Annotated in this window: 22 protein-coding genes; 1 reads left to right on the top strand and 21 read right to left on the bottom strand. The window is 70.4% G+C overall.

What is annotated here, in order from left to right; genetic code table 11:
- Nucleotides 1–57: 57 nt before the first annotated feature.
- From QK440_RS00440 to QK440_RS00430, 3 genes are all read right to left on the bottom strand, one after another.
- Nucleotides 58–516 (bottom strand): hypothetical protein, encoded by a 459-nt coding sequence (locus tag QK440_RS00440; protein ID WP_282790872.1) that lies wholly within the window; start codon nucleotides 514–516, stop codon nucleotides 58–60.
- A 260-nt stretch (nucleotides 517–776) separates the two neighbouring features.
- Nucleotides 777–1046, bottom strand: coding sequence for a hypothetical protein (locus tag QK440_RS00435; protein WP_282790871.1), 270 nt, complete (start codon nucleotides 1044–1046; stop codon nucleotides 777–779).
- Nucleotides 1047–1055: 9 nt separating this feature from the next.
- Nucleotides 1056–1253, bottom strand: a complete 198-nt coding sequence (locus QK440_RS00430) for a hypothetical protein (RefSeq protein ID WP_282790870.1) — start codon at nucleotides 1251–1253, stop codon at nucleotides 1056–1058.
- Between the two features lie 114 nt (nucleotides 1254–1367).
- On the opposite strand from QK440_RS00430, the gene QK440_RS00425 reads away from it, so the two are divergent.
- On the top strand, nucleotides 1368–1553 hold the full coding sequence (locus QK440_RS00425) for a hypothetical protein (protein ID WP_282790869.1): 186 nt from the start codon (nucleotides 1368–1370) through the stop codon (nucleotides 1551–1553).
- On the opposite strand, the gene QK440_RS00420 is transcribed toward QK440_RS00425, so the two are convergent.
- From QK440_RS00420 to QK440_RS00335, 18 genes are all read right to left on the bottom strand, one after another.
- The gene (locus QK440_RS00420; RefSeq protein ID WP_282790868.1) at nucleotides 1550–1888 is read right to left on the bottom strand and encodes a hypothetical protein; all 339 of its coding nucleotides are present in this window, start codon (nucleotides 1886–1888) and stop codon (nucleotides 1550–1552) included. The genes QK440_RS00425 and QK440_RS00420 overlap by 4 nt on opposite strands.
- Before the next feature lie 122 nt (nucleotides 1889–2010).
- On the bottom strand, nucleotides 2011–2394 hold the full coding sequence (locus QK440_RS00415; protein ID WP_282790867.1) for a DUF6085 family protein: 384 nt from the start codon (nucleotides 2392–2394) through the stop codon (nucleotides 2011–2013).
- A gap of 95 nt (nucleotides 2395–2489) precedes the next feature.
- Nucleotides 2490–2732: a helix-turn-helix transcriptional regulator gene (locus QK440_RS00410; protein WP_282790866.1), complete on the bottom strand. Its 243-nt coding sequence runs from the start codon at nucleotides 2730–2732 to the stop codon at nucleotides 2490–2492.
- Entirely contained in the window at nucleotides 2729–2986 is a 258-nt protein-coding gene (locus QK440_RS00405; RefSeq protein WP_282790865.1) for a hypothetical protein, read from the bottom strand. The genes QK440_RS00410 and QK440_RS00405 overlap by 4 nt, the downstream gene beginning before the upstream one ends.
- Before the next feature lie 58 nt (nucleotides 2987–3044).
- Nucleotides 3045–3305: a hypothetical protein gene (locus QK440_RS00400; protein WP_282790864.1), complete on the bottom strand. Its 261-nt coding sequence runs from the start codon at nucleotides 3303–3305 to the stop codon at nucleotides 3045–3047.
- The gene (locus QK440_RS00395) at nucleotides 3305–3625 is read right to left on the bottom strand and encodes a MazG-like family protein (RefSeq protein ID WP_282790863.1); all 321 of its coding nucleotides are present in this window, start codon (nucleotides 3623–3625) and stop codon (nucleotides 3305–3307) included. Before QK440_RS00395 ends, QK440_RS00400 begins: the two co-directional genes overlap by 1 nt.
- Nucleotides 3626–3645: 20 nt before the next feature.
- Nucleotides 3646–3981: a hypothetical protein gene (locus tag QK440_RS00390; protein WP_282790862.1), complete on the bottom strand. Its 336-nt coding sequence runs from the start codon at nucleotides 3979–3981 to the stop codon at nucleotides 3646–3648.
- The gene (locus QK440_RS00385; protein WP_282790861.1) at nucleotides 3978–4214 is read right to left on the bottom strand and encodes a hypothetical protein; all 237 of its coding nucleotides are present in this window, start codon (nucleotides 4212–4214) and stop codon (nucleotides 3978–3980) included. Before QK440_RS00385 ends, QK440_RS00390 begins: the two co-directional genes overlap by 4 nt.
- Before the next feature lie 84 nt (nucleotides 4215–4298).
- Nucleotides 4299–5378, bottom strand: coding sequence for a hypothetical protein (locus QK440_RS00380; RefSeq protein WP_282790860.1), 1080 nt, complete (start codon nucleotides 5376–5378; stop codon nucleotides 4299–4301).
- A 77-nt stretch (nucleotides 5379–5455) separates the two neighbouring features.
- Nucleotides 5456–5833 carry a hypothetical protein gene (locus QK440_RS00375; protein ID WP_282790859.1) on the bottom strand — a complete coding sequence of 126 codons (378 nt, stop codon included), beginning with the start codon at nucleotides 5831–5833 and terminating at the stop codon, nucleotides 5456–5458.
- A gap of 72 nt (nucleotides 5834–5905) precedes the next feature.
- Nucleotides 5906–6073, bottom strand: coding sequence for a hypothetical protein (locus tag QK440_RS00370; protein WP_349239254.1), 168 nt, complete (start codon nucleotides 6071–6073; stop codon nucleotides 5906–5908).
- Nucleotides 6074–6151: 78 nt separating this feature from the next.
- A complete protein-coding gene (locus QK440_RS00365; RefSeq protein WP_282790858.1) occupies nucleotides 6152–6592 on the bottom strand; it encodes a hypothetical protein in 441 nt (146 codons plus the stop codon).
- Between the two features lie 61 nt (nucleotides 6593–6653).
- Nucleotides 6654–7196, bottom strand: a complete 543-nt coding sequence (locus tag QK440_RS00360) for a hypothetical protein (protein WP_282790857.1) — start codon at nucleotides 7194–7196, stop codon at nucleotides 6654–6656.
- A gap of 214 nt (nucleotides 7197–7410) precedes the next feature.
- Nucleotides 7411–7626 (bottom strand): hypothetical protein, encoded by a 216-nt coding sequence (locus QK440_RS00355; RefSeq protein WP_282790856.1) that lies wholly within the window; start codon nucleotides 7624–7626, stop codon nucleotides 7411–7413.
- Between the two features lie 298 nt (nucleotides 7627–7924).
- Nucleotides 7925–8140, bottom strand: coding sequence for a hypothetical protein (locus tag QK440_RS00350; RefSeq protein ID WP_282790855.1), 216 nt, complete (start codon nucleotides 8138–8140; stop codon nucleotides 7925–7927).
- The gene (locus QK440_RS00345; RefSeq protein ID WP_282790854.1) at nucleotides 8137–8472 is read right to left on the bottom strand and encodes a hypothetical protein; all 336 of its coding nucleotides are present in this window, start codon (nucleotides 8470–8472) and stop codon (nucleotides 8137–8139) included. The genes QK440_RS00350 and QK440_RS00345 overlap by 4 nt, the downstream gene beginning before the upstream one ends.
- Nucleotides 8469–9212 (bottom strand): hypothetical protein, encoded by a 744-nt coding sequence (locus QK440_RS00340; RefSeq protein ID WP_282790853.1) that lies wholly within the window; start codon nucleotides 9210–9212, stop codon nucleotides 8469–8471. The genes QK440_RS00345 and QK440_RS00340 overlap by 4 nt, the downstream gene beginning before the upstream one ends.
- On the bottom strand, nucleotides 9209–10360 hold the full coding sequence (locus QK440_RS00335) for an HNH endonuclease signature motif containing protein (protein ID WP_282790852.1): 1152 nt from the start codon (nucleotides 10358–10360) through the stop codon (nucleotides 9209–9211). Before QK440_RS00335 ends, QK440_RS00340 begins: the two co-directional genes overlap by 4 nt.
- Nucleotides 10361–10411: the final 51 nt, after the last annotated feature.

Genomic DNA, 10411 nt, shown 5'->3' with positions numbered 1-10411 from the left:
GGGTGGCAGGCCGGGGATGCGGTGGCAGCATTCGCGTCCCCGGCCTGCGGTGTGTCGTCACAGTTTGGGCCAGAACTGCAGTACGTAGCGTTCGACGCCTTCGACGGCTTCGTGCTTGGCCAGCTCGGCGACCTCGGCGCGTCCTGTGCAGGTGATGCGCACACGCCAGGTGCCTGCGTGGTCTGCCAGGTGGATCGGGTCCGGCATGGGGCCGTTGGTCACGCCCCCGACTTCGAGTTTCCCTGAGGTGCAGGCGATTTCGGTCAGGGCGGTTTCTTCCCAGTCTCCTGGCGGCGGGGCGGGTTCTTGGTCCCAGACTTCGACTGTCAGCGTCGCGGTGTGCGTGTGTGCGGCGCTGGTGATGTCCAGGCGGCCGGTTCGGGTGGTCAGGAAGGGGCCGGCTTCCCACCCTTTGGGGAAGGGGTCGGGTACTTGGATGTCGTCCCAGTCCTGTAGGTATAGGCCGTAGTAGTCGATGTCGACGGGTACTTCTTCGCGGCTGATGAGCTGGGCCATTCCGTCTGCCTCCAGGCGGTCGCGCGCGGACAGGGGCCACGGTAGATCACCGGCTCCTCATCCGGCCTTCAGGTCCCGGCCAATGTCCGTCGTGAGTCCGCCCCTTGTCCGCGGACGAGGGGCGCTGGGATGGTGGGGGCGCTGGCAGCGCCAGCCTCCGCGGAGGGGGTTCGCGCTCGGCCTCGTCTCGCGGCTAGGGTCTCGCGGGCAGCCGGGCACGACGAAGCGTCCCCGCCCGTGGTGGGCGGGGGCTTCACGTTTCATGCTTCGAAGTAGGCGACGGTGATGATGGTGCGTTGAACGGTCATGGTGTAGACGATGCGCACGTTGGTGCTGGGTACCCGGTATTCCCACATGACGCCACCGTGTTCGATCTTGGTTCGTGGGGTGCCGATGGTCGGGTCGGCAGCGATGGCCGATAGGGCCCGGTCGACGGCGATCTCCTCGGCAGGCGTGAAGTCCTGAGCTTGTCTGGCCGCGACGGGGCCGAGGACGATGCGGGCTCCGGGCCTGCGATGCTGGGGCGCCATGGCGCCCGATTATGCCGCGCTTCCGCTGACGTCGATGCCGTGTTGGGCGTAAAGGTCGACGCGGAGGTCTTCCCAGTCCACGGTGGGCGTGCTCCCGTCGCGGATGCTCTGCCAGTGGTCGGCGAGCTCCGTGTTGCCGGCTTCGCGGGCGGCGGCGATCGTCTCGTCGAGGTCGGCAAGCTCCTCGGCGGTCCACTTTTCGTTCATCGCTGCCTCCGCACTGCCCGTGATGGCCTAGGCCCCACGGTAGCGGAGATCACCTGTCGGTATGGGTTGGTGCGGGGAACGTAACGGTCTGGCCCTGCCACCGTTGATCGGATCATGGACGATGTGATCATCTCCCCCGCCCCCGCCGACGGCCCCCTCCTGCCGCTGCTGACCTTGGCCGAGGCGCAGGATGTGGTGGAGGTGCTGGCGAGGGTGGCGGCCGGCGAGCGGGTGGATCCGGTGTGGGCGGGGGACCTGGCGGCGAACTTGGCGGCCAGGGTGCCGTCGCGGGGTCGTTAGCCCCAGCAGGCGCGACAGCGCGTCAGGGTGCCGCCGTCCATCTGCTTGGCTTTCGATTCCCGCATCCGCATGAAGCCTCGCGAGCGGCCGCCGTTGTAGACGGTCCGGCCGCACGGGTTGGCTGCACGGTGGTACACGCTACGCACAGCGCCCATGCTCCCGCGCACGAGAACTTCGGGGTCTTGCCTTTCCTGGGCCTCTGCTCCCTCGGCCTTCCTGATGCGCTCGTCGAGGTCGGTGATCTTCTGGTCGAAGTCCTCTCGCTGGCGCTTCTGCTCCGCGAGGAAGGCTTCGACCATCTGCGCGCGGATCGATTTCAGATGGTATGAGTCCATTAGGCAGCGCCTCCATATCAATTGCTACACGTGCTTAGCAGTTGATATCAGCGGACTTGTAGCACCACAGTCCCTCGTATGAGTGAATGTGCCACCGCTGATGAGAGGCGGATTCCAAGCGGTCATGATCCTTCCTTTTCGCCGTCCCACCAGTTGCGGTCGTTAGCGGCGCACTCGGTGACGTCGGGCCCGTCCCAACCGCGGGCCGGGCGCCCGTCGAGGATCCGCAGGGCTTCCCGGAGGCCGGAGGCGCGGCTGCTGTGGGCGATCCGGCTTTCCTCCCGGCCGGGGTGGGTGTCGCGGGCGGCCTGGTCCTCGCGGACGGCGGCGGCCTGCACGGCGGACTGGCGTTCACCGTGCAGGAGTTCGTCGGCGGCGCTCGGGTCGGGACAGTCGAGGCGGGCGCAGGTGACGTGTCCACCGGCGCCGAGGAACAGGCTGGCGCTCCGGCAGGCGGGGCAGCGGCCCTGGACCGCACCGAAGGGCTTTACGGGCCCCTGTGGCACCTCCGAGCCCTCCTGTGGCTGTCCGGGGCCACCTCGGGGCTGCGAAGCGCTCTGAGGGCCGCCTGGGGCCGTCTGCGGGCGTGCGGGGCTGTCGGTCATGCGGCGGTCTCCCGTTGCTGGTCGGGGATGTGGATCTGGTGGATGCCCAACTCGCCGACGGCGAGAGCGATCGCGACGGCCTGGGCGCGGTCGTGGGCCCCGAGCCTGCGGTAGGCGACGGTGAGGATCTCAGCGACCGAATGCGCGCTCACGCCCAGCCAGGCGGCGATCTGCTGGTTCGTGTTGCCGTTCGCCGCCAGCGCGAGAACTTGCCGCTGCCGGGCAGTCAGCGGCCTCACGTCCGCCGCCCGCCGGTGCTGCTGCGGGAGTCGACCGTGGGCAGATGAGGCCGGTCGGTGCGGGCGAGCGCGTGCTCAATTCCGGCGATGGCTGCGGTGACCTTCGCGTGGAGCGGCGAGTAGAAGATCTCAGTGGCGCAGTGGAGTGCGGCGTTCATCTGAGCGTGGGCGGACAGGTGGGACTGTGCGTCCATGAGCGCGAGTCGGGCTTTCTCCAACTCGCGGCGGAGGTCGGTGATGGTGGAGTCGGGCACGGCGTGCTCCTGCCGGTTGGGGTAGGGCGGCGGCCGGAACCGCCGCCCCGGGGGCTGGTCAGGGTCGGGTGATGTGGAGGCGGCGTCGTCCGCCGCCGGGCTGCTGGTCGGGGACGACGTGGAAGCCAGCGCCCTGCAGGGCGAGCCGGTACGTGTCGAGGCCGTCTTGCTCGCCGGGGCCGTCGTGGAAGACGAGGACCTGGCGCCGGCCGTCCTGGGCGGTGCGCCATCCGGGGATCCAGCCGTCCCCGCTCCACTCGGAGGCCGGGTATGCATCGAGGACGGCGTCGATGTCGACGGCGCGGAGGTGGCGGGGCATCAGGCGGTCACCCCCGACCGGGCTGCGGTCTTGCTGATCTTCTGGTCGAGGACGTAGTCCGGGTTGCCGGTGATCGACGCGAGGGCGACCGCAGCGGTGACGATCACGTCGCACAGTTCGTCCTGCACGTCGACGTGCGTGTGCGTGACGCCCTTGCGCGGATTCTGGCCCTGCACGCCGATCCACGCCTGCGCCACCTCCCCCACCTCCTCGCCGAGCTTGAGAATGCGCAGGCTGACCTCCCGGTCGTCGCGCCCGTTCTGGGCGTCGAGCCAGCCGACGAGCCGCTGGATCGTCGACCACTGGTCTGTGCTGATCACGGGATTCCTCCTGAGGTGGGTTAGTTGGTGTGGTGAAGCGCGTCGGCGACGGTGCGGCCGCGGTAGGTCAGCTGCGAGGCGAGGCGGCGGGCGTGCTGGAGGGCGTCGTCGTAGGTGAAGCTGTGGCTCGCCCACCAGGCGGACTCGGTCTCGTAGTCGGCCGACCAGCCGTCGGACCAGGTCGTCCAGCCGGTGTCGGTGCCCCACACCCGGCTCAGGTGCTTGATCGCGTACCGGTCCTCGGCGCAGGGCTCGATGCGCACCGTGTACTCGTACCGCAAGTCATGATCGGCGGGCAGGCAGGAGATCCTCGCGGTACGGGCGTAGACGGCCACCTCAGGAAGATCAGGGTTCAACGGGACTCCTCGGTCTGGAACTCGATGACGATCTCGTCGTCGGCGATGTGGAAGCGCAGGGCATCACCGTGCAGCGGCCGGTCGTCGGGGATTTTGTGGTGCTCCCGGTACGCGCGTTCGGCGACCGCCCACGCCTTACCGATCTCCTCGGCCGGGGCGCCCCACGGCCCGGCGGCCGGGACCCGCCAGCGGCGGATCGTGCGAGTCACCGTCTCTGCCGTGAAGTCAGCCACGGTTGGCCTCCTGCTCGCTGTTCTGCTCCTGGCGGTCCTCGGCGGGAGCGGTGGCGGGGATGAAGTGCCCGCGGACGCAGCGCCTCACGGCTGGCCGCCGGTCTGCCGCTCCAGGCAGTCGCAGTCGCCTACGGCGTGGCCTTCGCACAGGTGCTCGCTGAGCAGCGTCTGGGTGTCGGCGTGGAGCCGGTATCGGTCGAGGACCTGGTCGACGGTGTGCCACTCCGGGGTGCCGTGCGGGTATTCCTCGCGGCGGGCGCGTAGCCAGACGTCGACCTTGTCGCCCCGGTGTGGCGGGTCGGTGGGGCAGCCGCAGCCCCAGTTGTGCGTCTCCGGCGTCCGGCAGACGGCCTCGCCTGCCTGCTGCGCCTCGTCGGCCATGCGGCGGAGGCCAGCGGCCAGCTTGTTCGGGACGCAGGTGTCGCAGCCACCGCAGGTGCAGGTGTCGTCGTTGCCCACGTAGTCGGCGGCTTCCCGCAGCACGGCGGCCCGGTCGGCGGGCACGGGGAGGACGGCCAGGACGACGTCGGCAACCTCGCGCCCCCGTGACCGGGCGATTTCCTTCGGCAGCGTGTCGAGGAGCAGCGGCACCACAGCGTCGGCGATGTGGTCGCGGAGGTCCCGGTCGGTAGGTGCGGGTCGGGCGTCCAGGCACCGTGTGTCCGAGCCCGGGCTGTGGATCCAGCCGGGGTCGCCGGGCCCGGTCCACGGCTCGATGGGTGCGCCGCAGACGCACACAGGCCGGTCGGCGGGCGGCTGCACAGCGGCAGCTCGCTGATCGAGTTCGGCGGCGGCCGCGATCTGCCGCCCGCAGCGTGCCCCCTTCAGCCACTCCCGCACGTCCGCCGTGGTGACCGCCCGCCCCTCCCGGTCGGCGATCACGCAGCACTCCTCGACGAACGCGAGGGCGTCCTGCGCGCGGTACAGCTCCGGGCCGAAGTCGTCCGCAAGCGCCCGCGCTTCCTCGGCCGTCAGCTCCGGGTCCGTGTCGCGGCGCTCGGCGTCGGCGGGCACAGACGGCACGGCGGCGGCCCGGGCGGCGTCGTAGGCGTCCAGCAGCGCCTCCGGCGACTCGTAGCCGAGGCCGTTGCAGTAGGCGAAATCCAGGGCGTGAAGCAGGGCGTCACGGACGCTGGCGGCGCTTTCAGGCGGCTCGCTGGTCATGGTCATCTCCGTTGGGATCGTGATGGACTGGGTGGTGCGCCCGCCCGTGGCTCCAACACGGGCGGGCGTCCTGCTGCTCACTGCGACGCGTCCTCGTCGGAGCCCGCGGTCAGGAAGTCGCGGAGGGCCTGGTCGCCGCGGCCGGTCTCGGCGTCCCGCTTGGCGAGCTGACCGACGAGGTACTTCCGCTGCGCCCGCAGGCGGCGGACCTCGGCGAGCAGCGCGGGCACGTCCGTCCGGGCCGCGGCCACGAACACGGCATCCGCGCAGTCCTGCCTCAGGCTGCTCGTGCCTCGGCAAGTCTCACCGATCCACGGGGAGACACCGGGCTGGTACTCGGCGCCCTGGTAGATCTCCCAACTGTCGGTGCACCAGGGCCCCGGGGTGGCGGCGGTGGCGCGGGCTTCGATCTGGTCGAGCTGCTCGGAGGTGAGCGGGGCTGGCTGGTCGGTCATGGTCATCTCCTTGGGGGTGGTGGAAGGGTTGGGCTGGCAGCGCCCGGCTATCCCCCGGGCGCTGCACGGGGGTCAGGTGCGGAGGAGGACCGCCACGGTCGCGTCGTCGCGGTACCCCTCGACGTCCTCCTCGGCTGCCGCGACCAAGGCGTCGGCGAGTGCCTGCGGCGCGGTGGCGTGCCTGCGGCACAGGGCCTCCCAGGTCTCGGTGTCCACCTGGTCCGAGACCCCGTCCGACACCAGCAGGACCAGGCGGACCTCCTCGTGAATCCACGCCTCCTGGCAGGTCGCCGCCGTCGCCTGCGCCAGGCCGACCCGTCACCAGTTGTCGTGCTCCTCCGCGACCTCGACGGCGACGCCGTTGCGGCGCAGGTACTCGCCCATGGTCTGGTCGGTGGAGTACTGGCGCAGCGCGCTCCCGTCCCAGCCATACGCCCGGCAGTCGCCGATCCAGTGGACGCCGGTGGGCAGGCCCGGCTCCATCCGGGCATACACGGCGGAGGCGATGGGGATGGTGTCGTAGGCGTGGGCCATCTGCCCCGCGGTGATGAGGCCTGCCAGCCCTCCGTGGGTGATACCGAAATGAGTGATCACGGCTGAGGCGACGTTCGCGTAGCGGACAGTGCCGGGGCGGTGGCCGGCCCCGTCGACCACGGCGGCGGAGACTTGATCACCGGCGGCCTGGATGTCGACGCCGTCGGCGCAGGGCGGGGTGGTGCCGGGACGTTGAGCGAGGGCGTAGCGAATGGGGGCGGTCATCGGTGCTCCTTCGGGTCGGGTCGATCAGGTCAAGATGCGGAAGTCCTGCACGGGCCGTCGGTCATTTGCTGGTCTCGTCGCTGCCCCACGACTCGCACGCGGTGTCGAGTTCTTCGTGCCGCTCCCAGGTGCCGCCTATCAGCCCGCCCCTCCAGCCGCGCCACTGGCCGAGGTTGAAGAAGTCGCCCGCCTGGATCTCCCGGGCGATGACCTTGCGGGCGGCGTCGACGACCGCGGCCGGACTCGCATAGCCGTACACGGGAAGGTCGGTCGGGTACTCGTTGGAGCCGTCGGCCTTCAGCTCGGCGAACTGCCACTGCGGGCCGCGGGCTGGCTCGCCCTGGTCGGCTTCGATGCCGGTGTGCCACTCCCAGAGCAGCAGCAGCCCGTGAGGCCACGCGGCGTCAGCCGGAACGTCGTCGAGGTCCTCGGCGATCGTGCCGGACGGGTCGAGGGTGATCACCGCGTTGAGGTAGCAGTACGTGCCGCGGGTCTCGCCGTCGTCCGTCCAGCAGTGGTCGGTGAGGTCCAGTCCGTCGGCGGTCAGCGCGTCGCAGACGGCGGTGATGTACGGGTCGTGGGGCAGGGTGCGTGGCACGTTCATGGTCATTTTCTCCTGATTTGAGTTGAATTGCGAAGGTAGTGGGAGGCACTGACAACCGACACCTGGAAGTCCTGTACGCCCCTCAGGCGGCCTAGGAGCGTTCGGGGCGACTGAGGGGGCCCCGGGCGGCTCCGAGGGCGCCAGAGAGGCGGTTGCGGGCTCGCAGCCGGGCGGGCCGGTCACCCGCAGGGCGGGCGCCGTTCAACGTGCGGTCTCACGCGGCCTGCCCGTCGATCACCTGGAGCCGTAGCTTGCCGGTGCCGCGGCCTTCGAGCCGGTCCAGCTCCGCCTCCAGCTCGGCGACGTGCGCGGCCTGCTCCTCCGCCGACCAACTCGGAGCCCGTCCGGTGCGACGGGGGCACGGAAGCTCCGCGTGCCCGAACGTCCCCGTCGGCAGGGCCTCGGCCATCAGCCGCTGGTAGGCGCTCATGCGGCGGTCTCCTCGGCTTCCTGCTGGCGGCGGGCGTGGACGGTGGCGCGGGCCCGGCCCTCGTCGTGGCAGGGCGTGGACGGAGCGACCTGGCAGGCGGGACAGCACGCCGTCGCCTGCGCCCACGCCGAAACCCGCTGCGGATGCGGCTGAACGAGCCGCTGGTTGCGGGTTCGCAGGCCACACGGCTGGTGGGCGGCAGCCCCGCAGTGCGGGCACGGCACAGACCGGGCGGGGTGCTGGCTGGCGCGCATGGAGTGCCGAAGGCTCTCGGGCATCGGGGCACCGGAACGGATCGTCATCGCTGGCCTCCTGCATTCAGGCAGCGGGCGAAAAAGTCGGCGACGTCGGTCTGGCCCAGCGACTGGGCGAAGTCCCGCAGGCGCTCCATACCGGGCCGGTCGATGCGAATGTCAGTGCGGCCAAACGCGTCGGTAACGGTCTCGACGTTCACGCCTGCAGCGGCGCAGATGTACTTCCATCGCTCGTTGCTGAACTCGGGTGCGGGGCTCATCGGGTCTCCTCGGGGCAGTTGCCGCAGTCGCAGGGCTGGTCGGGGCGGTGGAGCTGGTTGCTGTAGTGCCGGGCGGCTGCCCGCCACACCGGGGCGGGGATCTGCCAGTCCGGCGGCGGCCCCGGGGGTGAGCTGCCTGTGGGCCAGGCGCCGGGCCGGTGTCCGGGCGGTGCAGGCGGCGCCGCGGGCTTCGGGGTCTGTGCACGGCGTGCCCGGCCGATGTCGATCTGCGCCCGCAGCAGCGCCCGCAGCTCGGCGCGGCCCTCACGACGGACGGCCTTGACGTCGTCGACCTGGATGCCGTCGTCGTCCGGGATCTGGGCATCGCTCACGACGCGGCCTCCTCATCGACGATCACGGCGTCGGGGATGTCCTCGGCTTCGCGGGCGAGGTGCTGGGCGGACATCTGCCGGATCCGCTGCTCCTGCTCGGTCCGCTCGGCGGCGCTCGCCTCGGTCTGACCGTCCGCGGCGCGCAGGCGGGCGCTGTGCGGCTTGGTGCGCGGCTTGCCCAGCGGCTGCTTCTCGGACCCGCCCGGCGTCTTGCACGGCCTGCCGATCGCCGCCTGGCACGCCGGGCATTCCACGCCGAGCGGGCCGGAACGGCGGACGGTCTCCACGAGGGCTTCCTCGTCGTCGGGCACGTCGCGGCCGACCTGCCAGCCACGGGCCTCGAGCCCGGCGGTGAACGCCCGCGACAGCCCGCCCTCCAGCGCCGGGCGGCCTGACGGGGCGGCTATCCGTCCGGAGGCGATCGCCTGGACCTGGCCGCGGTAGCGGGCCAGGTACTCGGCCGGGGTCTCGTCGGCTACCGGCTCGTACTGGAAGTTCTCCAGCCGCGCCGACCGGATCTTGGAGCGGAGGGTACGGACGTGATGCGGCAAGATCCACAGGCGCTCGCTGGGGTTCTGCGGCGGAGTCCGGTAGTAGGCGGCGACCGCGGCTTTGGCGTCGGCGTCCAGCGGCACGTCCTCAAGCGCGGCGGACCACGCGACGGCGGCGGCAGCAGACGGGGTGCGGTTGTCGAAGGCGGCGGCGTGGCCGAGAAGCTCAGCCGCCTCGGTCGGGTTCATGCGGAGTCTCCTTGCTCGCGAAGTTGGTCGGCGATGGCGGCCCAGCCGGCGACCTTGGCGTCGGTGCCGGTCAGGATCTGCCCGGGCAGGGCGATGACATTGGAGGCGTTCTGGGCTTGCCGGATCTCGGAGAAGGCGAACTGGAGGGTTCCGGCGCTGATCGGCTTTGAGAGGGAGCCGAGCCGCTCGAGGGCGCGCCACAGCTCGCTGGCGTCGGTGCCGTTGGCGAGGGCGTCGGCGACGACCTGGCGCACCTGTCGTTGCTTGTAGGCGTTGCCGCGGGCGTAGCGCTTGAGGAAGGCGTCGGTCATCCGGTCTTCGATGGCCCTCTCGCCCGTCTGCGTGACGGTGGGGTTGCCGGACGACTGCCGGGGGGTAGGGGGGGTTCCCTTCCCTTCCCTGTTCCCTTCCTTTCCCTTCCCTTCCGTCAGTGAATGGTTCATGGAAGAAAACTCACTGTCGGTATCCGTGGGAGCATCAGAGTTCGACGGAAAGTGAGATTCCTTCACGGGGTCATTCACTGAACGATTCAGTGAATCGTTCAGTGAATCCTCAATGCCTGCCAGCCCCATGGGCGGAACGAAGCCCTCCCCATCGGGAGCCTCCGCCCGACTCCGACCGCACACCCGGTGCACCGCACGGACATTGGACGGATGATCAGTACCCCCAGCGGCCACCGGCCGGATGTGATCAACCCAGAGGTTGTGATCATCGTTGACGACCAGCCGCCGCGGGATTTCCCCGCCGCACAGCTGGCACACCCACCCATCACGGCGCGCGTACATCTCCCGCACCTGCCAGGCACCCGTCGACGGCGGCGGCAGCTTGCTCTTCTGCGGCCGGTTGATCCGCTGGTGCTTGCGGAAGTTGACCACCACCGCCATCTGCTGGCGGGCCACTCCCCCCACGTAGGGGAAGATCAGGCCTGTGTCGGTGAGGGTCCGCATGAGCTGATCGACTTCTTTGGGGCCCAGGTCGTCGTCGTACATGAACGCTTGCGCCTTGATGTACGCCGGCGTCCAGCGCAGGATCCCCTCGTCATCGGCCATGTTGAACGTGGCGATGAACAGCAACCGCGCATCACGCGGCACGACGCCGAGGAGCTCGTCTTCCCAGAACTCGGGCTTCACAGTGCGGATGCGTGGCATTCGTCGGCTTCTTCCTGAGGGTGTTGAACGGGATCTAGGCGCGTGGAACCA

This window comes from Streptomyces sp. CC224B, from assembly GCF_030010595.1.
Lineage (GTDB): Bacteria > Actinomycetota > Actinomycetes > Streptomycetales > Streptomycetaceae > Streptomyces > Streptomyces longispororuber.
The sequence above is the reverse complement of the archived record's forward strand: the minus strand, read 5'-3'. Positions and strand labels throughout refer to the sequence as shown.

What these genes read in the sequence shown, in the direction of transcription:
- QK440_RS00435 (WP_282790871.1), bottom strand. Translation starts at nt 1,046, where the DNA reads ATGGCGCCCCAGCATCGCAGGCCCGGAGCCCGCATCGTCCTCGGCCCC.
- QK440_RS00380 (WP_282790860.1), bottom strand. Translation starts at nt 5,378, where the DNA reads ATGACCAGCGAGCCGCCTGAAAGCGCCGCCAGCGTCCGTGACGCCCTG.
- QK440_RS00375 (WP_282790859.1), bottom strand. Translation starts at nt 5,833, where the DNA reads ATGACCGACCAGCCAGCCCCGCTCACCTCCGAGCAGCTCGACCAGATC.
- QK440_RS00360 (WP_282790857.1), bottom strand. Translation starts at nt 7,196, where the DNA reads ATGAACGTGCCACGCACCCTGCCCCACGACCCGTACATCACCGCCGTC.
- QK440_RS00340 (WP_282790853.1), bottom strand. Translation starts at nt 9,212, where the DNA reads ATGAACCCGACCGAGGCGGCTGAGCTTCTCGGCCACGCCGCCGCCTTC.
- QK440_RS00425 (WP_282790869.1), top strand. Translation starts at nt 1,368, where the DNA reads ATGGACGATGTGATCATCTCCCCCGCCCCCGCCGACGGCCCCCTCCTG.
- QK440_RS00420 (WP_282790868.1), bottom strand. Translation starts at nt 1,888, where the DNA reads ATGGACTCATACCATCTGAAATCGATCCGCGCGCAGATGGTCGAAGCC.
- QK440_RS00440 (WP_282790872.1), bottom strand. Translation starts at nt 516, where the DNA reads ATGGCCCAGCTCATCAGCCGCGAAGAAGTACCCGTCGACATCGACTAC.
- QK440_RS00350 (WP_282790855.1), bottom strand. Translation starts at nt 8,140, where the DNA reads ATGAGCCCCGCACCCGAGTTCAGCAACGAGCGATGGAAGTACATCTGC.
- QK440_RS00355 (WP_282790856.1), bottom strand. Translation starts at nt 7,626, where the DNA reads ATGAGCGCCTACCAGCGGCTGATGGCCGAGGCCCTGCCGACGGGGACG.
- QK440_RS00400 (WP_282790864.1), bottom strand. Translation starts at nt 3,305, where the DNA reads ATGCCCCGCCACCTCCGCGCCGTCGACATCGACGCCGTCCTCGATGCA.
- QK440_RS00335 (WP_282790852.1), bottom strand. Translation starts at nt 10,360, where the DNA reads ATGCCACGCATCCGCACTGTGAAGCCCGAGTTCTGGGAAGACGAGCTC.
- QK440_RS00430 (WP_282790870.1), bottom strand. Translation starts at nt 1,253, where the DNA reads ATGAACGAAAAGTGGACCGCCGAGGAGCTTGCCGACCTCGACGAGACG.
- QK440_RS00365 (WP_282790858.1), bottom strand. Translation starts at nt 6,592, where the DNA reads ATGACCGCCCCCATTCGCTACGCCCTCGCTCAACGTCCCGGCACCACC.